The following is a 19,282-nucleotide window of genomic DNA, read 5'->3' on the forward strand; positions in this document are numbered from 1 at the left end:
GCTAGCGCACCGAGGCGGGCTTTTTCATCGCGATGATAGCATACACATAGGTGAGCGCCGCCACGCCCGCGACGGCAGCGGCCGTGTAAGGCTGCGGCGTGAGCAGATAGGCCGCGTAGCAACCTGCAGCCCGTATCACGAAATGCACGAACCCGGCTGTGTCGTCGGCACCCCATCCATGCGGCACCCAGACGAGGCCCGCGAATATGGCAAGGCCGAGGACGAGGAATGCCACGTCCTGCAATGCCGTGGCCGCGATGATGACCAACGGGATCAACATGGCGACGACCGTGATGAAACGCATGAACAGCTGGCTTACCGGGTTGTCCTGCCCCTGCCTCCAGTAATGCAGCTCGCCGCGCAGCGCGTCGATGGCGAGCGCAATCGGAACAGGTATCGCCGCAGCCACATAGGGCAGGAAGGACGGCAGGCCGTCCGGCACAAGAGCATAGGCTATCGCGAGCGCGCCCCAAGCAATAAGGCCGCCGATCGGCATCGCTGCGGTGCTGTTTGCGAGGTAGTCACGCCGCGCTTCCGCCAGCGGCATACGGTCATAATCCGTCATCAGATGTGCCCCCTCAAACGTCGTCGGCGCTTTTCAGCTCACCCTTGTCGATTTCGCCCATCGCGCTTGCCGTGGCGACCGTGACGGTGGCATCGCCGGTGACATTCGTGGCGGTCCGCATCATGTCCATGATCCGGTCCACCCCGGCGACGAAGGCGATGGTTTCGAGCGGCACCTTAACCGCCGTGAAGATCGCGCCCATCATCACGAGGCCGCCGCCCGGAATGCCCGCCGCGCCGATGCTGCCGACCGTCGCCAGCAGGGCGATCATCAGATAGTCGGTGGTCGAGAGATCGACACCGAAGATCTGCGCGCCGAATAGCGTGGCAAGGCCCAGATACATCGCAGTGCCGTCCATGTTGATGGTAGAACCAAGGGACACGACAAAGCTGGAAGTCGGCTTGCTGACGCCCAGATTGCGCTGGGTGCAGCGCAGGGTCACGGGCAGCGTCGCGCTGGAGCTGGCGGTGGAATAGGCGACCGCGATCGCGTCCACCATGCCGCGGAAGAAGCCGCCGATCGACACTCGCGCCATGAAAGCGAGGATCCCGGTATACATCACGCCGATGATCAGCAGACAGCCAAGGTAATTCATGCCCACCAGCTTGGCGAGCGCGACGACTGCGTCGAGGCCGAGGATCCCGACGACCCAGGCCATCAGCGCGAAGACGCCGAAGGGGGTCAGCTCCATCACGAGGATGGTGATCTTCTGGAAGATGAGCGCACCGCCATCGAAAGCGCGCGCGATCATGGCCGCGCCGCGCACGCCGCTATCGGTTTCGGCCTCGTCGTCATCCTCCACATCGCCGCGCGCCAGCAGGATGCCGATGCCAACCAGCAGAGAGAAGACGATAAGCGGCAGGACTTGCACATTCGCCATCACGCCCACCGGGCTGACCGGGATCATCGAACGCAGCATTTCGCGCCAGTCGAAAGCGGCAGGCTCGGGCGTGTCGCCCATCGGGATGGCCGATGTGTCAAGGCCGACGCCCGGTTCGAACCATGTGCCGAGCGCCAGGCCCAGCCACACCGCCACTTGCCCGGTGATGACGAACAGCAGGATCGCGCGCCAGCCTACGCTGCCGAGCTTGCCGAGATTGCCGATGCTCGCAACACCGGAAACCACGCTGAAAAAGATCAGCGGGACAATCAGCATCTTGATGAAATCGATGAAGATATCGCCGATGATCTTGATGCTTTCGGCACCTGGACCCCAGAAATAGCCGGTGATGCCGCCGAGGATCAGCGCGGCGACAACGCGCTGCCACAGCGGAATGGCGAACCAGGCTTTCAGCATTTTTTCTACGTCCCCTCACCCAGCGCCGTCATCGCGATGCGGCGGTATATCCGGCTTAGCGTAGCAAGGTCGGCAATGGCCACTGCCTCGTCCGTCTTGTGCATGGTCGCGTTCACCAGGCCGAATTCGATTACCGGGCACAAATCCTTCAGGAAGCGCGCATCGGACGTGCCGCCGGTGGTCGAGCTTTCCGGGTCGATGCCCGTCTCCGCCTCGATCGCGGCAGCAATCGCTCGGGAAAAATCGCCAGGCGGCGTCAGGAACGGCTCACCGCTGATGACGGGCCGCGCGGTGCCACCATGCTTTCCGGCGATGGTGGTGACCCTTTCGGACAGCGAAGCGCCCGAATGCAAATCATTGAAGCGGATCGATATCCGCGCGGTCGCTTTCCCGGGAATGACGTTGTGCGCCTTGTTCGGCACGTTGAATTCGGTGATCTCGAGATTGCTCGGCTGGAACCACTCGGTCCCCTCGTCGAGCACCAAGGCATCGAGCTCGGCCAGGATCGCGACCATTTTTGGCATCGGATTGTCGGCAAGGTGGGGATAGGCGACGTGACCCTGCGTGCCCTCAGCTTCCAACCAGATATTCACCGATCCGCGCCGCCCGATCTTCATCATGTCGCCGAGCTTGTTCACGCTGGTCGGCTCACCGACGAGGCACAGATCAGGGATCTCTCCGCGCTCGCGCATCAGATCGATCAGCGCGCGCGTGCCGTGAAGCGCCGGGCCTTCCTCGTCGCCGGTAATGACGAAACTGATCGTCCCCGCATCCGCCGGAATGTCGGCGACGGCAGCGACCATGCAACCGATCGCACCCTTCATGTCGACCGCGCCTCGGCCGTAGAGCAGCTCGCCGCGCTCCTCAGGCTCGAACGCGCCGCTTTCCCAACCCTCGCCCGGCGGCACCACGTCGAGATGTCCGGCAAAGGCGAAATGCTTGGACCCTTCGGGCCCGTGGCGAATGGCAAAGAGATTTTCGACCGGCTCCTCCTCGCTGCCTTCCGGTCCCTCGCCTCGGATGAAGCGATGCACCTGGAACCCTAGCGGGGCGAGCATCTCCTCCATCATGTCGAAAACTGCGCCGCGCGCCGGGGTCACGCTTTCACATGCCATCAGATGGCGCGTATTGGCGAGCGGATCGGCGCTCACGCTTCCTGCCCCACTTCGAACTGAGAGATCGTCCACTCCTCGGCCCGGGCCGCGTCGACCCAGTGCTGCATCCAGTCATGCTCCCAGACGGACTGCATGTAGGTTTCCGCAAAGCCCGGCACGCCGATGCCGTAAGTCAGGAAGCGGCTGACGACGGGCGCGTAGAAAATGTCGGCTGCACTGAATGTGCCGAACAGGAATGGCCCGCCCTTTCCGAAGCGCGCTCTCGCCTCGGCCCAGAGGCCGAGGATACGCACGATATCGGCCTTGGTTTCCTCGGCCAGTTCGACGCGCGCTTCGGCGCGGATATTCATCGGGCAGTTGCGCCGCAGCGACATGTAGGAGGAATGCATTTCCGCCACCATCGCGCGGGCCATCCCACGCGCATCGTCGGACTTCGGCCAGAAACGATCGCGCCCGACCTTGTCGCCCAGATATTCCATGATGGCGAGGCTGTCCCACACCACCGTATCGCCGTCCCACAGCACCGGAACCTTGCCCGCCGAAGGACGGAATTCACCCTTCGCGCCTTTCATGGCCTCCCAATCGTCGCCGTAGAGCGGGACCGTCCATTCCTCGAAATTGAGGCCGCTCTGCTTAGCCGCCAGCCAGCCGCGCAGCGACCAGCTGGAATAATTCTTGTTGCCGATAATAAGCTTCATGCGCGTTTCCGTGTCCCCTGTTGGCGCGAAGGGCTAGCCGTTAAGGCAAAGCCTGTCGAGCCTGAACGGCATGCCGTGCGCCGCCCTGTTTCTCAAGCTGCATACCGGCTGAATCCTTTGGGTTTCGGGTTTGTTTACCATCCTGTGCCAGAGCAGCCTTCTCGCTTCGTGCGGGATCGCAAAACGAGGGCAATCGGTGGCGGACGCCAAACCGAAGAAGCAGCGAAAGGCACGGCGGCTCGAACGCCTGAAGCATGCCGTGTGGGCAGGCGCGATCGCGCTCGTCCTCGGCGTGCTGACGCTGCTGCATCCGATCGATCAGGTTTTCTGGGCGATGCAGAGTCGCGCGGTCTCGGAGCCAGCCTCTGGCGAATTCGTTTATGTCAGCGACGAATCGGACTTTACCGATCCCGATTACCCGGAGAGACGCCGCCAGCTTGCTCAGGCGATCCGTCAACTCAACGCGGCGGGTGCCAATAGGATCTTTGTTGATGGCGTATTCGATACACCTACGAACGCCGAAGTTGACAGGTCGTTGAATGAGGCGCTGCGTTCTTTTGAAGGCGAGGCGTTTCTTGTTCAGAAGACTCAGACAGGTATCGATGGACAACGGCAAGAGTCAGGCTCCGTCGAAGCGGTCGCTGACGGTGTCCAGCCCGTTGGTAGCGATCTCTACAAAAATTTCATGGGTCTCGCTTGGGACGCGCAGTACGAGATCGCCACTGTGGACGGGATGCTGCCGAACCTGTCCGCGAAAGCAGCGCGGATCGACGCGGCAGGTAAAGACAGCTTTCCGATCGCATATGATGTTGCCTTGGAGACATTGCCCACTTTGACATTGCGAAATGTTGCGATGGCCAACTTCTCGCCAGAGACGGTTGAAGGAAAGACCATCGTCGTTGGTAGCGAAACCGATGACGATCGGATGAGCCTGGACATCCCCGGCCTTACGGGCGTTTCGTCAACTCTCGTGCAAGTGCTGGCCGCCGAAAGCCTTTTTTCAGATCGAATTATTTTCGTCCCGTGGTTTCCTCCACTTATGGTGACCATCATTCTGCTTTTGGCGGTATCTCAACTGCCTGGCGCACGGCTAAGGCGAATTGGATATGCAGTCGTCGCGCTATCCGCGCCGATCGCTCTTCTCATTACTGCTTATCTTGGCTGGCGCGTTAGCGCGTCTGATGCTCTCGCCCTTCTCGGTGTCTACGGATTTTTCCGACTCCGCACGCGCTGGAAAGATTCTTTTGCGCTCGTTGATCCGGAAACGAACCTGCCGACATTCGCCGCGATGGAGGGCAGTGAAAAGATCGCGCAGGACTTGCCTGCGATCATCGTCGCGAAGATCCATCGTTTCGAGCAGGTTCGTCGCACCCTGCCAAAGGAAATGCACTCGGAATACGTCCTGCGGATCATATCGCGTCTGAAAGCCGCGACCCAGGATGCGACGATCCATATCGGCCAGGGCCATATGATCGCGTGGACGATGGGGGAAAAAGAACCGGGACTGCTGCAGGAACACCTGGAAGGGCTGCGCGCATTGTTCTCCGCGCCTCTTATCGTGGGGGACCAGCAAGTCGATGTCGGCATCACATTCGGCGTCGACATTACCCCCAGCCCCAATATCGCGCGGCGCTTGGCATCGGCCGTCGACGTGGCCGAGCAAACGAACGAGACATACGATCCGCTGATCATCGCCGATGCGACGTCGGAAGAGGATCTGATCTGGAACATCTCCCTGCAGGCGCGCATCGATGCGGCGCTCGGCAATGGCGAGATTTTCCTGGCCTACCAGCCAAAGATCATGGTGCAGACCGGAGAAGTCATCGGCGTCGAGGCGCTGGTGCGCTGGCGCGATCCAGCCAAGGGCCTGATCCCTCCAGACAGTTTCATCCGCCAATGCGAGACCGCCGGCCGGATGACGCATCTCACGCGCTTTGTCCTCGAAGAAGCCTGCCGCGCGGGCAACGCGTTCGAAGATGCGGGGCACAATTTCCCGGTTGCGGTGAATATCTCGGCGACGCTCATGCATGAAGACGCTGTCGTGGACATGGTGGCCGACGCCTTGCGGCGGACCGGGTTCGATCCGGGCAGGCTGACGCTCGAAATCACCGAAACCTACCGCATCTCCAATCTCGAACGCGCGGCGGAGGTCATGGAAAAATTGCGCGCGCTCGGCCTGAAGATTTCCATGGACGATTTCGGCGTTGGCGCAGCAAGCCTCGAGGCACTGCTTCGGCTCCCCTTCGGCGAACTCAAGATAGACCGGATGTTCGTCTCGCGCATGACATCCGATCCCAAGGCGGCAGGCATCGTGCGCAACATCCTGCAACTCGGAAAGGATTTGCGAATCATCGTCGTCGCGGAAGGCGTCGAAGATGCCGCGACGTTAACGATCTTGCGTGATTCAGGCTGTCTCGTGGCCCAGGGTTTCGCCATTTCGAGACCGGTAGAATTTACCAAAATCCTTTCCTATCAGAAGGATAGCCAAGATCGCCGCCTAACGAATATGGTTTAGACTTTACAAACATCGTTGGTTAACGCTAGGACTGTCTTCAGTTAACAGGAGACTTCCTATGGGTAGAAGTTTTTGGGACTGGCTTTGGGGCGGACGTCACGTCTAACAGGCCAGCAAAAATCAAGCGAAAGAGGGTGCCTCAGGCGCCCTTTTTTGTGTCTGGGATCCGTCTCGCCGACCGGTGGGGCAATGCGCTTGAGCGGACCTACTGTCGGATATCGAAAAGCATGGCCGCCCGCAGCTCGTCGAGGCCCATGCCTTTTTCCGCGCTGGTTACATGCACGTGCGGAAATGCTGCGGGATGCTTGCGCGCTTCTTCGCGCACGGCCTCGGTGACTTTCTCCAGAGCGCTCGCCTTGATCTTGTCGGCCTTGGTCAGCACCAGCCGGTAACCCACGGCCGCCTCGTCCAGCATGGTCATCATGTCGCGATCGCTGTCTTTCAGCCCATGGCGACTGTCGACCAGCACCATCGTCCGCCGCAGCGGCACGCGCCCGCGCAGGAAGGTGCGCACGAGCTTGCGCCATTTCTCGACGACTTTCACAGGCGCCTTGGCAAAGCCATAGCCCGGCATATCGACCAGGCGGAACTGCGTCGGCTCGCCGACTTCGAAGAAATTTAGCTCCTGCGTGCGCCCCGGCGTCACCGACGTGCGGGCAATGCTCCTGCGCCCGGTCAGTGCGTTGATGAGCGAACTCTTGCCGACATTGGAGCGGCCGCAGAAGGCCACCTCGGGAAAGTCGGGATCGGGGATGAATTTAAGCTGCGGCGCGGATAGCAGGAATTCCACCCGCCCCGAGAAAAGTCGGCGCGCCTCTGCTGCCAGGTCCTGTTCGAGTTCGGGGGTCACTCCGCGGCCTTCTCTGCCTTCTCACGCTCGGCCGCGCGTAGTTTCTCTTCCTTGTCCTTCAGCATCTGCGCTTTCAGCTGCGGATTGCGCGAATAGAGATACCATTGCTGCGCCAGCGTCAGCACGTTGTTGCTGATCCAGTAGAGCAGCAAGCCTGCGGCAAACGGCGCCATCACGAACATCAGCACCCACGGCATCAGCATGAAGATCTGCTGCTGCATCGGATCCATCGCCGCCGGGTTGAGCTTGAACTGCAGCCACATGGTGAAGCCCAGCAGCACGGCGAGAACGCCGATGGCCAGGAAGCTTGGCGGCGTGAAATCGAGCAGGCCGAAGAGATTGAGAATGGTCGCCGGGTCGCGCGCCGAGAGATCCTGGATGTAAAGGAAAGGCTGGTGACGCATTTCGATCGCCAGCAGCAGCACCTTGTAGAGCGCGAAGAAGATCGGGATCTGGATGAAGATCGGCAGGCAGCCCGCCAGCGGATTGACCTTCTCTTCCTTGTAGAGCTTCGCCATCTCCTGCTGGAGCTTGGGCTTGTCGTCCTTGTAGCGTTCCTGAAGCGCCTTCATCTTCGGCTGCACGGCGCGCATCTGCGCCATGGAATGGAATTGCTTCTGCGCGATCGGGAACAGGATCAGCCGGATGATGAGCGTCAGGCAGACGATTGCCACGCCGAAATTGCCGACCAGTCCGAACAGGAAGATCAGCACCTGCCACATCGGCCAGGCGATCCAGGCGAACCAGCCCCAGTCAATGGCGTTGCCGAAACGCTCGACACCCTGTGCCTGGTATTCGTCGAGCAGCCCGCTTTCCTTGGCGCCAGCGAACAGGCGCGTGGTGCGGGTGACAGTCTGGCCCGCGCCGATCGTGACGGGGTCGTAGATCAGGTCTGCGCGGTAGGTGTCGCCTCCCGAAGATCGGAACGCGCCCGATGCCGCCTGACCTTCCTCGGCGATAAGCGCGGAAAGCCAGTAGATATCGGTAAAGCCGATCCAGTCCGTGTCGGAGCCAAAGGTAACCGGGCCTTCCTCCAGCACCTCGTCGTAATCCCAGTCGAAATTCACGCCCTCGCCGGTCGCCGCGATGGGGCCGGAATGGACGTTCCAGGTGCTCAGGCTAGCGGTCGCGCTGGTCCGGTTGACGAAGGCGTAGGGGCGCAGCGCAATAGTGCCTTCGCCCACATTCGCCACGGCCTGCGTGACGGTGAGCATGTAATGTTCGTCGATAGCGTAGCGCAGCAGAAAACGCAGCCCTTCGCCATTGTCGTAGCGAAGCGTAACGGGCGTTTCCTGCGTCAGCGTATCGCCCTCGGACACCTGCCACTGCGTATTTGCATCGGGCAGAGAGACACCCTCGCCCACCCAGCCGAATTGCGCAAAGTGCTGGCCTGCCGTGCCGGCCGGCGCGAACAGGCGGATCGGGCCGCTATCCTGCTCCACCGTCTGGCGATGGGTCTTGAGATCGATGTCGTCGAGCCGCGCGCCTGTCGGATTGATCGAGCCGCGAATCTCCGCCGCGTCGATCGCAACGCGCTCACCGCTCGCCAGCGCCGTTTCGAGATCGACCGGGCCCGCATCAATGCTTGTGTCGCCGCCGGGTGCGGACAGCTCGCCGTCGACGCGCTGCATCGGCGCGTCCTCCCGGTTCGCCATGTTGGTCGGCGCCTCTTCCGGCTCCGGGAAATAGGTCCGCATGGCAAAATCCCAGCCGAACAGCAGGATCGCGCTCAGCACGACGGCGAGGATGAGGTTACGCTGATTGTCCAAGGTATCGAGGTCCGTCGAGAATTATGTCACGGGGCAGGCAGTGGCTCCTCATGGAACCGGATCGTGGCCATGTCCCCCCCAGGGATTGCAGCGCAATATACGCTTCGTCGCCAGCCATCCACCCCTTATCGCGCCATGCCGTTCGAGCGCCTCGATGGCGTATGCGCTGCAAGAAGGCTGGAAGCGGCAGGTGGGCGGCAGGATGCGGCTCGGGCCGAGCTGCCAGCCGCGCGCGATCAGGATAAACAACCGCTTCATCGCCGACTGCCCTTTCGCGGCCTGCGCGGGCGATTGCCCTTGCCCTGCGTTGCGCGATCGAGCGCGATTCGCAGATCCTCACCCATTTGCGCGAAGTCTCGCTCGACGCCGCCCTCGCGCCCGATAAGCACGTGATCGTGATCAGGCAGGCCGTGGTCGGTGAGCGCCCCGCGCAGCAATTCGCGAAAACGCCGCTTCATCCGGTTGCGCACCACGGCATTGCCGATCTTCTTGGTGACCGTGATCCCGTAGCGCACGCCCTCGCCCCCATTGGGCCGTGCCAGCAGCACGAAGCCCGGCCGCGCGACGCGAAGCCCGCGATTCGCCGCAAGGAAATCGGCGCGTTTGGTGAGGACCGTGGGGGTCATGGAAACGAGATAGGGAGGATGGCGAATGTGACCGAGTCTTTTGTTTGCGTCCGCGCATCCGCGCGGACGTCCTCGGTGCTATTCCCTCCGCTCCGCTGCGGGGCACCTGCGGTCGGCCGTTCGGCCTCTGTCGTGCGCTGAACGCGCTCGATCCTTGCGCAACATCACGAAAGCTCTGCGGAGCTCCGAGCAGAGCGAGGCAAGGGCAAACGCCCGCCCGCAGCGGGCGCAGCTTGCTGCGCGTCTAGCGAGGACGATCCGACGGAGGTCGGATCGAAAAACAAAGAATCACCAGGATGATCGCGCGGATGCGCGATCTTAAAGCAAATTACGCGCAAAGGTTCTTGCGACCGCGACGGCGGCGATTGCGCAGGACCTTGCGGCCACCCGGGGTTGCCTTGCGGGCGAAGAAGCCGTGGCGGCGGGCACGCACGAGATTGCTCGGCTGGAAAGTGCGCTTCATGGTTCGATACCTTGCAAATCAGAAATAAAACGGGCCGCCGATTGCTCGGGCGGCCTCATGTGGGGCAGCGCTTACTGCGGCAGGGGCGGCAAGTCAAGATAGGTGAGGCGCGGCGCGGTCGCGCTGGACGCCGTTGGCTCGACACCGATCCATCCGGCCATCTCCGCGCCGCTCAGCCAGCGCGCGTTCTCGAACGGGACCGAATTGGTCATGGCGTAGAATGCAGCGGCCTCGCTCTCCTCCATGCCCATTTCGGCATAATAGTCCAGATAACGGCGATGCTCGGGCGCGCTGGCGGGATAGTCCTGTGCGCCGCGTCCGTAATCGTCCAGCCAGCCATGCACGGCAAATTCGCTGCCTTCGTGGATTTCCCGTTCCGCCCCGGCTAGAAAAAGCTCCACCGCACCCGAGCGTATGGAGCCGCCTTCGGGCGCTCTCGTCGCAATATAGTTCTCGCGGATCATGCGGCCCACGCGCAGATTGGCGATATCGTCATGCGTGCCCGGCGCTTCGACAAATTCGACGACTTCGATGGCGGGATATTCGGCGAGCAGTGCGGCGAATTGTCGGGGCGAGCGGCTGTCGGTGATATCGACCAGCGCAACGGTGTTCTCGTCGAGCACGCGGAACGGGCCGAATGCATCGATCGCCCGTGTTTCGGCTGCTTCATGCTCGGGCGAGACATGGCGCGAAGCGGATGTCGTGACCTCGACCCACTCCTCCACCACCACATGATCCTGCGCGCAAGTGGGTGCGGCGATCAGCAGTGGCAAGAACGAGAGGACACAGCGCGGAAGCATCGCCAGATGCATGGCAGCCGCGCCCTACCCAATTGCGAAGGCAGAAGGTTGCGACCGGGTTAACGCAAAGCCGCTCGACAAGCACGGCAGGCGCGCTATCACCCCTGACTTGCAAGGGGGTTCGCTTGGTTTCTCTGGTCTCGACCGTCGCCTATCTCGGGCTGGAAGCGCGCGCCGTGGAAGTGCAGTGCCAGCTGGCGGCAGGCATGCCGCGCTTCTCTGTCGTCGGCCTGCCGGACAAGGCGGTGGGCGAAAGCCGGGAGCGGGTGCAATCGGCGCTCTCCGCAATGGGCCTGTCGCTTCCGCCTAAGCGCATCACCATCAATCTCTCCCCGGCGGACCTTCCCAAGGAAGGCTCCCACTACGATCTGCCGATCGCGCTGGCGCTGCTCGCGGCGATGGGCGTGGTCGATGCCGAGGCGATGAGCGAATGGGTCGCAGTCGGCGAGCTGGCGCTCGATGGGCGGGTGGTGGCATCGCCTGGCGTTCTGCTCGCCGCCTTGCATGCGAGCGAGACCGACAAGGGCCTGATCTGTCCCGCGGCGCAGGGGCCGGAGGCGCGCTGGGCGAGCGATGTGCGCGTTCTCGCCGCGCCCGATCTCACCAGCCTGCTCAATCATTTGAAAGGCAGCCAGCGCCTGCCCGATCCCGAGCCGGGCGAAGTCGAGCAAGCTTCGCGCGGGCCGGATCTCAAGCAGGTGAAGGGGCAGGAGACCGCCAAGCGCGCGCTCGAGATCGCGGCCGCGGGCGGGCACAATCTGCTGATGAACGGGCCGCCCGGCGCGGGCAAATCCATGCTCGCGGCCTGCCTGCCGGGCATCCTGCCACCACTTTCCCCGGCAGAGGCGCTGGAAGTGAGCATGGTCGCTTCGGTTGCAGGTACGCTCGAAGGCGGACGGATCAGCCGCGCACGGCCTTTCCGCAATCCGCATCATTCGGCCAGCATGGCGGCCTTGACGGGGGGCGGATTGCGCGTGCGACCGGGCGAAGTCAGCTTGGCGCATCTCGGCGTGCTGTTCCTCGACGAATTGCCCGAATTCCAGCGCAGCGTGCTCGATTCGCTGCGCCAGCCGCTGGAGACAGGCAAGGTCGATGTCGCCAGAGCCAATGCGCATGTCGCCTATCCGGCGCGGGTGCAGCTGATCGCCGCGATGAACCCGTGCCGCTGCGGCCATCTTGGCGATCCGGCGCTCGCCTGTTCGCGCGCCCCGAAATGCGCGGTCGACTATCAAAGCAAGGTTTCCGGCCCGATGCTCGACCGGATCGACCTGCATGTCGAGGTCGACCCCGTCAGCGCCGCCGATCTCGCTCTGCCCCCGCCGGCGGAAGGCAGCGCCGAAGTCGCCGCGCGCGTGGCCGAAGCCCGCGCCCGCCAGACGCGACGCGGTGTGCGCAGCAATGCCGAACTGGATGGCGACGCGCTGGAGGAACACGCCGGCCCCGACGAAGCGGGCCGCGCGCTGCTGATGCAGGCTGCCGAGGCGATGCGCCTCTCCGCGCGAGGATATGTGAGGATGCTGCGGGTCGCGCGGACGATCGCTGACTTGGCAGGCGCCGAGCAGGTCGGGCGCGTGCACGTGGCGGAGGCGCTGAGCTACCGACGGCAACCGCCGCGGGCTTGATACGCTGCGCAATTTTGACAAAGCTGCATGATCAGGGCACGATTGTGGCACGCTGTTAGGAGAGAGTAACGTGCGCAATTCGATAAATGCCCTTGCCTCGCTTTCAATTTGCACCGGCCTTTTCCTCACCGCCCCCGCGGCGGCGCAAGATTTGGTGGAGCCGGCGCAATCGGCTCAGCCACTGAATGCTGATGCTTGGCAGCGGGCCGTGTCGCGTGAACTTCCCGCGATACAGCGGTTCCGTGGGTTGCCGGAACTGCGCTTCGGTTTCCTTGTAGACACAGCCGGAAACGTTCGAACCTGCCTCGCATTGCCGACCGAAGTGGATACGCGAGCGCGCGGGCAGGCGCTTTGCGGAGCACTCATCGAGCATGCGCGGTTCCAGCCGGCTCTCGACGACGAGGGCAATGCGGTCGAAAGCGTCTTCGTTGCGAATTTCGCGGCCACGGCGCCGGTCACTGCGACCTCGGCAGATCTGGCGGGCGTCCCAATTCTTTAAAGGCGCGATGGCGTCGGAGCCGCCTTCCCGGCATCACACCCCATAAGGCGTATTCTTCACCAGCTTGCGATTGTAGTCCGGTGCGCCGTCGTCCCACCAGACCGGACCGCGTTCGCCTAGTGCGATTTTCGCCGCACGCACCTTCGCGCGCGCTGCTTTTTCCGCCGCCTTGTCCTCCGCTTGCAAGGCATCGCGCACGGCGCGGCGGGCGTTCATCAGGTCGTTTACCAGCGCCTGGCGCTTCTCTTCCGAAAGGTCAGGATTGCTCGCGCGCCAAAGGCGGCCGCGCACGATGATGTAGCGGCCGTCGGGCGTACGTTCCGGCCCCTCGTCGCTCAACAGCAATCCGTCTTCGCGCCCGCGCCCACCTCTTTCCAGGCTAGATCGTGCCAGCCCAGTTCGCGCCCGTCATGCGATCGCATGGCGATGGGGGCGATGGGCTTGCCGTCCTTGGCGTCGACCAGGGTCAGGTGCGGATTGGTAAGGGTGCCGTAGCGTTCGCCCCACTGGCGCAGCGCCAGCATGGCGGGCAGCAGATCTTCGCCCTTGGCGGTGAGGCGATATTCGACCTTGCGCCGGTCCGCCTCGCAAGGCGTGCGCGCCATCACCCCATGCTCGACCAGCTTGGCGAGCCGGTTGGAGAGGATATTGCGGGCAATGCCGAGCTCGCTGGAAAATTCCTCGAAATGGACGAGGCCGTTGAACGCGGCGCGCAGGATGAGAAACGACCAGCGTTCGCCCATCACTTCCAGCGCGTGCGGCAGACCGCATTCGGTCAACTCGCGCAGCGGTTCTCTCATGCCCATCGATGTATCCTCTGCCCCTTTCCCTCCTACAGACAATTGACCGATTGCCAAAAAATTTCCCCAAATAAGGGTTGCGGAACAAAACTCATCTGGATAGGTAGCGAGCCGCAACTGGTTGTCAAATGCAACCTATAATGCTGCCAGTAGGAGCCTGCCAATGTCCCGCCTTCCCCTCGCTGCCGCCCTGATCGCCGCTTCCGCTGCTATGGCATCGCCGCTCTCGGCCACGCAGAGCGCGCCTTATTTCACGGCGCAGCTCGCCGCTCCGACGAGCGAGGAGCGCGCCATTGCCGGCGGTGTGGTGTTCCGCTGCGAAGAAACGCGCTGCGCCGCGCCGCGCAGTGGGGACCGTTCGCTGCGCGTTTGCAGCGAACTGCGCCGCGAAGTAGGCGCGATTGCGAGCTTCACCGCTAATGGCCGCGCGCTCAGTGCCGCGCAGCTTGCGCGCTGCAACGGCTGAACCGCTTACCCCGTCGCCTCTCTCCATCGGGCGACACAAATTGCCCCGGTCTCGCTTCGGCGGGCCGGGGCTTTTTTATCGGGAAAGCAGTTCGTGTGCGGCCAGATCGCGTTCGAGCGAGGCCGCATTGGTGAAGTGATGCCCAATCCAGCCCCGTGCCTCAGCCGCTGCGACATTCTCGGCTTTGTCGTCGATGAAATACAGGCCTTGCGGCGCATGGCCGAAGCGGCGCTCGGCAAGGGCGTAGATCTCGGGGTCGGGCTTGGTCATGTTCTCGCGGCCGGACACCACGATATCCTCGAACAGGTCGAAAATCGGCTGGGTCGGGCGGAACTGGCTCCAGAATTCGTCGCCGAAATTCGTCAGCCCGAATAGCGGCACGCCGCGCGCGTGAATCTCCCGGGCCAGTTCATGCGTGCGGGGCACCGGACCGGGTATCGTCTCCATGAAGCGATGTTCGTAAGCGCGGATCGGCCCTTCCCACTCGGGAAACTCGGCCACCCGCTCCTCAACCATCTCCCCGATCGGACGGCCCTCGTCATGCTGATGATGCCATTGCTCGGTCACGACATGGTTCAGAAACCAGTCGAGATCGGCCTCGTCCTCGATCAGTTTCGCAAACAGGCAACGCAAATCCCAGCGCACCAGCACGCGGCCCACGTCGAAGACGACGGCGGTTGGCGTACGGGCCTCAGACACGCAAAAAGCCCCCGTGGTGGCGGGGGCTTTGCAAGAAACATGCGCCGCGCATCACACGCAGCACGGCAAGAATTTAACCTTGCCTCGCCTTGAAGCGGCGATTGGTCTTGTTGATCACATAAGTGCGACCGCGGCGGCGAATCACGCGGCAATCGCGGTGGCGGTTCTTCAACGACTTGAGGCTGTTGCGGATCTTCATGACAATTTCCCGAAAAGATAACGGCACCGGAGATGGTCTCCGATGCCGGAAATTCAAGGCGCGCCGATAGGTCGGGAGCGGTGCGAAGTCAACTATCCTCGCGTATTTCGGACAATCGCCGCTCCCACGCAAGCGCGTGTCGCACGATAATGTCGAGATCGGCATGCTGCGGCTTCCATGGCAGGGTTTCGCGGATGCGCGAGGGGTCGGAGATAAGCGCATCGGGGTCGCCCGCCCGGCGCGGCGACATGACCCGCTCGATCGGCCGGTTCGTCACCCGGTCCACGGCGTCGAGCACTTCGAGCACCGAGAAACCCCGGCCATAGCCGCAATTCATTGTCATCGAGCGTTCCGGCTCGGCCATCAGCGCTTCCAGCGCAAGCACATGCGCCGCTGCCAGATCGCTCACATGGATGTAATCACGCACACCCGTCCCGTCCGGCGTGTCGTAGTCAGTGCCGAATATGGATACGCTATTCCGCTTGCCGAGCGCAGCTTCCACCGCGACCTTTATCAGATGCGTCGCGCCCGCTGTCGATTGCCCGCTGCGCGCCTCCGGATCGGCTCCCGCGACGTTGAAATAGCGCAGGGCGCAGTAATTCATGTCATGCGCCGCCGCCGTGTCGGCCAGCATCTGCTCGGTCATCAGCTTGGACCAGCCATAGGGATTGATCGGTGCCTTGGGCATGCCCTCGCGCACTGGCGAGGTTTCGGGAATGCCGTAAGTCGCCGCCGTGCTGGAAAAGATGAAATGCCGAATGCCTGCCGCCACCGCCGCCGCGATCAGCGCACGGCTTTTCACCGTGTTGTTGTGATAATAATCGAGCGGGCGCTCCACGCTTTCGGGCACCACGATGGAGCCTGCGAAATGCATGATCGCGCCGATGCCTTGGTCCGCGAAGATTCGCGCCAGCAATTCCCCATCGGCGATATCGCCTTCATAAAGCGGCACGCCCTCGGGCACGGCGAAACGAAAGCCGGTGGAAAGATTATCGATCACCGCGACCGGCCATCCGCGATCCCGCAGGGCGAGGACGGCGTGGCTGCCGATATATCCGGCACCGCCGGTGACGAGGATGGATGGCTTCGATTCCATGCGTCGCCGATAACAGCAGAGAGTTAGCGACCCGCTAAGCATCGCGCGCGGCACCGCATCGCCGCTCGCGCGTTATGACGGCATGAGAAAAACCGCCATCACGCTCGCCCTCGCTTCCGCGCTGCTCGCCGGATGCGCCACGCCCGCTTATGTCTCGCCGGTCGAAGTGACGCGCTTCGTCGGCGCTACGCCGACCGCGCTCGGCCAGGGAACGATCTCGGTAGAACCCGCGCCGGGGCTGGATGGCAATACCATCGTATTCGGTGCCTATGCCGATGCCGTGCGCGCACAATTGCAGGAAGAAGGCTACACCGTGGTCGCCGCCAATGGCGCGCAGGTGGCGCAGATCGATATCGAAGCCTTCGTGGCGCAGGGAGAGGACCGGCGCGGCGGCGTGGGTGTCGGCGGCGGCGCATCGACGGGTTCCTATGGTTCGGGCGTCGGCGTGGGTGTCGGCGTCGACCTGACGCGGCTCCTCTCCGGACCCTCTCCCGAACGGATCGAGCGGCAGCTTTCGGTCGCGATCAAGCCGCAGGCGGGCGGCGCGAATTTGTGGGAAGGCCGCGCCAGCATGACGGCGACCAGCAATAGCGACTATGCCGAGGAGGCCGCAGCAGCGAGCCGACTGGCCGATGGGCTGTTTACAGGCTTTCCCGGCGTCTCCGGCGAGACTATCGCCGTCGAATGAGCACATCCGACATTGTCATCGACGCCGCCTTCGACAGCGGCAATATCGAAATCGTCTCCGTGGACGGAGCGACCGCCCATCTGCGCATCCCGCGCGATCGCAACAGCGAATTCGCGCAGTGGTTTCACTTCCGCGTCTCGGGCGTAGCGGGGCGGGAGATTGTCCTTACCATCGATAATCTGAAGGAAAGCGCCTATCCGCAAGGGTGGCCCGGCTATCGCGCCTGCGTTTCCGAAGATCGCGACTATTGGGGCCGTGCCGACAGCAGCTACGACGAAAGCGCAGGCAGTGGCACGCTGACCATCCGCTACACGCCCGCGTCCGACATCGCCTGGTTCGCCTATTTCGCGCCCTATTCGCTGGAACGGCATCACGACCTCGTGTCCGAAGCTGCGGCAGCCGAGGGCGTCGATTATCGGCGTCTTGGCGAAACGCTGGACGGTCGGCCGGTGGATTGCCTCGAAATGGGCGATGGCGACAAACAGGTCTGGCTCTACGCCCGCCAGCATCCGGGTGAGAGCATGGCCGAATGGTGGATGGAGGGCGCGCTCGAAGTGCTCACCGATCCCGCCGATGTCGTCGGCCGCGCACTGCGCAAGCATTGCCGCCTGCACGTCGTTCCGAATTGCAATCCCGACGGTTCCTTCCGCGGCCATTTGCGCTGCAATGCCGATGGCGTGAACCTTAACCGTGAATGGGCGCAGCCCAGCGCAGAGAAATCACCCGAAGTGCTCGCCATCCGCAATGCGATGGACGAAAGCGGCGTGGATTTCGCGATGGACGTGCACGGCGACGAAGCCATCGGCGCGGTGTTTTTGGCAGGCTTCGAAGGCATTCCCGGCTGGAGCGACGCGCAGGGCGAGCGGATGTATCGCTACCAGCGTATTCTCGACCGCCGCTGCCTCGATTTCCAGACCGCCAAGGGTTATCCCAAATCGCCGCCGGGCAGGGCCAATCTCGCAATCAGCACTAACCAGGTGGCCGAGCGGTACGGCGCAACGGCGATGACGCTGGAAATGCCGTTCAAGGACAATGATGACTGGCCCGACGCGGCGCAGGGCTGGAGCCCGGAGCGATGCAAGCTGCTGGCGCGCGAATGCTTGGCCGCGCTGGTCGAATGGCTGGAGACGGAAGAGGGCTGAGCGCGCCCTAGGGCTGCACAACCACCCACCGCATCGTCTCGCCATTGGCCGGATTGCGCACATTCGTATTCGCGGTCCACAAGGTCCACGGCCTGCCCGCATAGTCGGGCTGCACCCAGCCGCTTTCGAGCCAGAGATTGCGCTCGATCCGTGACGCGATCGCGTAGCGCTCCTGAAATTCCGGCGCGATTTTCAGAACGACGGGCTGCCCGGCATGGCCTTCGACCTGGTTGATGAAAGTCGTCAGCTCACTTTCCACGCCCGCTTCCATCACCGGATCGCCGCACTCGCTCGCGAGCTTGGAAAGCGCGATGGCTGGCGGCAGTAGCTCCGGGTCGCGCGGCACGATGGTCACGAAATTGGCTGCCTGCTTTTCCGCCGGGACGCACGGATCGTAGGCGTGGACCGCGCCGTGCGGGATGCCCGTGTCCGCCAGCGCGGCGAGATTGCGGCCGAATTGCGCATCGCGTCCATCTTCGCCCGCGCTGGCCTCGAGATAGACGAAATCCGTGCGCGCCGTGCGCAAGGCGGAGATGTCGACGACACCCTCGGCCTCTCCGGTCAGCACCCCTTGCGTCGGATATTCCCCGCGCGGCGGCAGCCAGTTCTGCGTGCGCCACCAGATGAACGCACCGACGCCCACCAGCGCCAGCAACAACAGCACTTCGATCCAGAAGCGCAGAACGCTCTTTTTTGCCTTGCCCATCGAGCCGACCCTGCTCGCCTATCCTGTCAGAAGATCACGCCTTGATATGCAGCACGCAGATCAAGGTAAACAGCCGCCGCGCGGTTTCGAAATCCACATCCACCTTGCCGTCCAGCGTCTCGCAGAGCTGGCGCGTGCCGCGATCGTGAATGGCGCGGCGTGCCATGTCCACCGTCTCGATCTCCTGCGCGGAGGCGCGGCGTAGCGCCTTGTAGTAGCTGTCGCAGATGGCGAAATATTCTCGCACTACCCGGCGCAGCCGAGACAGGCCGAGGCCGATGGTTCCCGCATCCGCGCCCGCTCGGTCCGTCAGGCCGAGAGCCAGCATCCCATCGACGATGCCCAGATGCACGCGCCACGGCCCCGCATGGCCCTTCTCGGCGGCGCGCAGTGGGCGAAAGCTATTGTCCTCGACCAGGTCGCGCAGGGCGACTTCGCGCTCCTTCTCGATCTCGTCATTGCGCGCGATGACGCTCGCTTCATCGAGCGTGATCGCCTCGATCCGGTCGTCCGCATCCTGTCCCATTGCCCGCCTCTCCTGCCGCTCGGCCCGCGATTTTGCAATTGCGAAGAGAGGCGGCTCGCAACTCGTCCCCGCTTTCCACAGGAGGGGAGATAAAAATGTCGCATGTCGAAGCTTGTCGCCGCCCGCCGCACGCCGCATGAA

The 19,282-nt window shown here is 63.2% G+C and carries 23 protein-coding genes; 6 read left to right on the plus strand and 17 right to left on the minus strand.

The window, feature by feature from the left end:
- Position 1: 1 nt before the first annotated feature.
- From D6201_RS07810 to D6201_RS07825, 4 genes are read right to left on the minus strand one after another with little or no spacing between them, the layout of a single operon-like run.
- Positions 2-565 carry a DUF7010 family protein gene (locus D6201_RS07810; protein ID WP_120048281.1) on the minus strand — a complete coding sequence of 188 codons (564 nt, stop codon included), beginning with the start codon at positions 563-565 and terminating at the stop codon, positions 2-4.
- Positions 566-578: 13 nt separating this feature from the next.
- The gene (locus tag D6201_RS07815) at positions 579-1,862 is read right to left on the minus strand and encodes a dicarboxylate/amino acid:cation symporter (RefSeq protein ID WP_120048282.1); all 1,284 of its coding nucleotides are present in this window, start codon (positions 1,860-1,862) and stop codon (positions 579-581) included.
- 5 nt (positions 1,863-1,867) lie between these two features.
- Positions 1,868-3,013: a succinyl-diaminopimelate desuccinylase gene (gene dapE, locus D6201_RS07820; protein ID WP_277949487.1), complete on the minus strand. Its 1,146-nt coding sequence runs from the start codon at positions 3,011-3,013 to the stop codon at positions 1,868-1,870.
- Positions 3,010-3,675 carry a glutathione S-transferase family protein gene (locus D6201_RS07825; protein WP_120048283.1) on the minus strand — a complete coding sequence of 222 codons (666 nt, stop codon included), beginning with the start codon at positions 3,673-3,675 and terminating at the stop codon, positions 3,010-3,012. The genes dapE and D6201_RS07825 overlap by 4 nt, the downstream gene beginning before the upstream one ends.
- Before the next feature lie 196 nt (positions 3,676-3,871).
- Here D6201_RS07825 and D6201_RS07830 point away from each other — a divergent pair, with 196 nt between their 5' ends.
- Positions 3,872-6,190, plus strand: coding sequence for an EAL domain-containing protein (locus tag D6201_RS07830; RefSeq protein WP_120048284.1), 2,319 nt, complete (start codon positions 3,872-3,874; stop codon positions 6,188-6,190).
- A gap of 205 nt (positions 6,191-6,395) precedes the next feature.
- Here D6201_RS07830 and yihA read toward each other — a convergent pair whose 3' ends face one another.
- From yihA to D6201_RS07860, 6 genes are all read right to left on the minus strand, one after another.
- Positions 6,396-7,040, minus strand: a complete 645-nt coding sequence (yihA, locus tag D6201_RS07835; RefSeq protein ID WP_120048285.1) for a ribosome biogenesis GTP-binding protein YihA/YsxC — start codon at positions 7,038-7,040, stop codon at positions 6,396-6,398.
- A complete protein-coding gene (yidC, locus tag D6201_RS07840) occupies positions 7,037-8,809 on the minus strand; it encodes a membrane protein insertase YidC (protein WP_120048286.1) in 1,773 nt (590 codons plus the stop codon). The genes yihA and yidC overlap by 4 nt, the downstream gene beginning before the upstream one ends.
- A gap of 48 nt (positions 8,810-8,857) precedes the next feature.
- Positions 8,858-9,067, minus strand: a complete 210-nt coding sequence (gene yidD / locus D6201_RS07845; RefSeq protein WP_120048287.1) for a membrane protein insertion efficiency factor YidD — start codon at positions 9,065-9,067, stop codon at positions 8,858-8,860.
- Positions 9,064-9,435 (minus strand): ribonuclease P protein component, encoded by a 372-nt coding sequence (rnpA, locus tag D6201_RS07850; protein ID WP_120048288.1) that lies wholly within the window; start codon positions 9,433-9,435, stop codon positions 9,064-9,066. The genes yidD and rnpA overlap by 4 nt, the downstream gene beginning before the upstream one ends.
- 328 nt (positions 9,436-9,763) lie before the next feature.
- On the minus strand, positions 9,764-9,898 hold the full coding sequence (rpmH, locus tag D6201_RS07855; RefSeq protein WP_120048289.1) for a 50S ribosomal protein L34: 135 nt from the start codon (positions 9,896-9,898) through the stop codon (positions 9,764-9,766).
- Positions 9,899-9,969: 71 nt separating this feature from the next.
- Positions 9,970-10,698: an alpha/beta hydrolase gene (locus D6201_RS07860; RefSeq protein ID WP_193725692.1), complete on the minus strand. Its 729-nt coding sequence runs from the start codon at positions 10,696-10,698 to the stop codon at positions 9,970-9,972.
- Between the two features lie 125 nt (positions 10,699-10,823).
- Between D6201_RS07860 and D6201_RS07865 the strand changes: the two genes are divergently transcribed.
- Together D6201_RS07865 and D6201_RS12935 are read left to right on the plus strand one after the other, a co-directional pair.
- The gene (locus D6201_RS07865) at positions 10,824-12,320 is read left to right on the plus strand and encodes a YifB family Mg chelatase-like AAA ATPase (protein WP_120048290.1); all 1,497 of its coding nucleotides are present in this window, start codon (positions 10,824-10,826) and stop codon (positions 12,318-12,320) included.
- Positions 12,321-12,642: 322 nt separating this feature from the next.
- The gene (locus D6201_RS12935) at positions 12,643-12,819 is read left to right on the plus strand and encodes a hypothetical protein (protein ID WP_165853519.1); all 177 of its coding nucleotides are present in this window, start codon (positions 12,643-12,645) and stop codon (positions 12,817-12,819) included.
- A gap of 33 nt (positions 12,820-12,852) precedes the next feature.
- Here the strand turns inward: D6201_RS12935 and D6201_RS07875 are convergent, their stop codons facing one another.
- Both D6201_RS07875 and D6201_RS07880 read right to left on the minus strand, forming a co-directional pair.
- On the minus strand, positions 12,853-13,158 hold the full coding sequence (locus tag D6201_RS07875; protein WP_120048292.1) for a hypothetical protein: 306 nt from the start codon (positions 13,156-13,158) through the stop codon (positions 12,853-12,855).
- The gene (locus tag D6201_RS07880) at positions 13,155-13,619 is read right to left on the minus strand and encodes a winged helix-turn-helix transcriptional regulator (RefSeq protein ID WP_422664695.1); all 465 of its coding nucleotides are present in this window, start codon (positions 13,617-13,619) and stop codon (positions 13,155-13,157) included. Before D6201_RS07880 ends, D6201_RS07875 begins: the two co-directional genes overlap by 4 nt.
- 163 nt (positions 13,620-13,782) lie before the next feature.
- Here D6201_RS07880 and D6201_RS07885 point away from each other — a divergent pair, with 163 nt between their 5' ends.
- Entirely contained in the window at positions 13,783-14,085 is a 303-nt protein-coding gene (locus D6201_RS07885; protein WP_120048294.1) for a DUF8200 family protein, read from the plus strand.
- A gap of 75 nt (positions 14,086-14,160) precedes the next feature.
- On the opposite strand, the gene D6201_RS07890 is transcribed toward D6201_RS07885, so the two are convergent.
- The 3 genes from D6201_RS07890 to galE all read right to left on the minus strand — a co-directional run bounded on the left by D6201_RS07890 (position 14,161) and on the right by galE (position 16,079).
- The gene (locus D6201_RS07890; RefSeq protein ID WP_120048295.1) at positions 14,161-14,784 is read right to left on the minus strand and encodes an HAD family hydrolase; all 624 of its coding nucleotides are present in this window, start codon (positions 14,782-14,784) and stop codon (positions 14,161-14,163) included.
- A 73-nt stretch (positions 14,785-14,857) separates the two neighbouring features.
- Positions 14,858-14,983 (minus strand): type B 50S ribosomal protein L36, encoded by a 126-nt coding sequence (gene ykgO, locus D6201_RS07895; RefSeq protein ID WP_007165381.1) that lies wholly within the window; start codon positions 14,981-14,983, stop codon positions 14,858-14,860.
- Positions 14,984-15,071: 88 nt separating this feature from the next.
- Complete coding sequence (gene galE / locus D6201_RS07900) at positions 15,072-16,079, minus strand: UDP-glucose 4-epimerase GalE (protein ID WP_120048296.1); 1,008 nt, start codon at positions 16,077-16,079, stop codon at positions 15,072-15,074.
- An 82-nt stretch (positions 16,080-16,161) separates the two neighbouring features.
- Here galE and D6201_RS07905 point away from each other — a divergent pair, with 82 nt between their 5' ends.
- Together D6201_RS07905 and D6201_RS07910 are read left to right on the plus strand one after the other, a co-directional pair.
- Positions 16,162-16,767: a DUF4136 domain-containing protein gene (locus D6201_RS07905; protein ID WP_120048297.1), complete on the plus strand. Its 606-nt coding sequence runs from the start codon at positions 16,162-16,164 to the stop codon at positions 16,765-16,767.
- Positions 16,764-17,909 (plus strand): M14 family metallopeptidase, encoded by a 1,146-nt coding sequence (locus D6201_RS07910; protein WP_120048298.1) that lies wholly within the window; start codon positions 16,764-16,766, stop codon positions 17,907-17,909. The genes D6201_RS07905 and D6201_RS07910 overlap by 4 nt, the downstream gene beginning before the upstream one ends.
- Before the next feature lie 7 nt (positions 17,910-17,916).
- Here the strand turns inward: D6201_RS07910 and D6201_RS07915 are convergent, their stop codons facing one another.
- A complete protein-coding gene (locus tag D6201_RS07915; RefSeq protein ID WP_120048299.1) occupies positions 17,917-18,615 on the minus strand; it encodes a glycoside hydrolase family 25 protein in 699 nt (232 codons plus the stop codon).
- Between the two features lie 34 nt (positions 18,616-18,649).
- Positions 18,650-19,141: a UPF0262 family protein gene (locus tag D6201_RS07920; protein ID WP_120048300.1), complete on the minus strand. Its 492-nt coding sequence runs from the start codon at positions 19,139-19,141 to the stop codon at positions 18,650-18,652.
- Positions 19,142-19,282 lie beyond the last annotated feature (141 nt).

The organism is Aurantiacibacter aquimixticola (genome assembly GCF_003605475.1).
GTDB classification, from domain to species: domain Bacteria; phylum Pseudomonadota; class Alphaproteobacteria; order Sphingomonadales; family Sphingomonadaceae; genus Alteraurantiacibacter; species Alteraurantiacibacter aquimixticola_B.

What these genes read in the sequence shown, in the direction of transcription:
- D6201_RS07810 (WP_120048281.1), bottom strand. Translation starts at nt 565, where the DNA reads ATGACGGATTATGACCGTATGCCGCTGGCGGAAGCGCGGCGTGACTAC.
- D6201_RS07815 (WP_120048282.1), bottom strand. Translation starts at nt 1,862, where the DNA reads ATGCTGAAAGCCTGGTTCGCCATTCCGCTGTGGCAGCGCGTTGTCGCC.
- D6201_RS07825 (WP_120048283.1), bottom strand. Translation starts at nt 3,675, where the DNA reads ATGAAGCTTATTATCGGCAACAAGAATTATTCCAGCTGGTCGCTGCGC.
- yidD (WP_120048287.1), bottom strand. Translation starts at nt 9,067, where the DNA reads ATGAAGCGGTTGTTTATCCTGATCGCGCGCGGCTGGCAGCTCGGCCCG.
- rnpA (WP_120048288.1), bottom strand. Translation starts at nt 9,435, where the DNA reads ATGACCCCCACGGTCCTCACCAAACGCGCCGATTTCCTTGCGGCGAAT.
- rpmH (WP_120048289.1), bottom strand. Translation starts at nt 9,898, where the DNA reads ATGAAGCGCACTTTCCAGCCGAGCAATCTCGTGCGTGCCCGCCGCCAC.
- D6201_RS07860 (WP_193725692.1), bottom strand. Translation starts at nt 10,698, where the DNA reads ATGCTTCCGCGCTGTGTCCTCTCGTTCTTGCCACTGCTGATCGCCGCA.
- D6201_RS07880 (WP_422664695.1), bottom strand. Translation starts at nt 13,619, where the DNA reads ATGAGAGAACCGCTGCGCGAGTTGACCGAATGCGGTCTGCCGCACGCG.
- D6201_RS07885 (WP_120048294.1), top strand. Translation starts at nt 13,783, where the DNA reads ATGTCCCGCCTTCCCCTCGCTGCCGCCCTGATCGCCGCTTCCGCTGCT.
- ykgO (WP_007165381.1), bottom strand. Translation starts at nt 14,983, where the DNA reads ATGAAGATCCGCAACAGCCTCAAGTCGTTGAAGAACCGCCACCGCGAT.
- galE (WP_120048296.1), bottom strand. Translation starts at nt 16,079, where the DNA reads ATGGAATCGAAGCCATCCATCCTCGTCACCGGCGGTGCCGGATATATC.
- D6201_RS07905 (WP_120048297.1), top strand. Translation starts at nt 16,162, where the DNA reads ATGAGAAAAACCGCCATCACGCTCGCCCTCGCTTCCGCGCTGCTCGCC.
- D6201_RS07910 (WP_120048298.1), top strand. Translation starts at nt 16,764, where the DNA reads ATGAGCACATCCGACATTGTCATCGACGCCGCCTTCGACAGCGGCAAT.
- D6201_RS07915 (WP_120048299.1), bottom strand. Translation starts at nt 18,615, where the DNA reads ATGGGCAAGGCAAAAAAGAGCGTTCTGCGCTTCTGGATCGAAGTGCTG.
- D6201_RS07920 (WP_120048300.1), bottom strand. Translation starts at nt 19,141, where the DNA reads ATGGGACAGGATGCGGACGACCGGATCGAGGCGATCACGCTCGATGAA.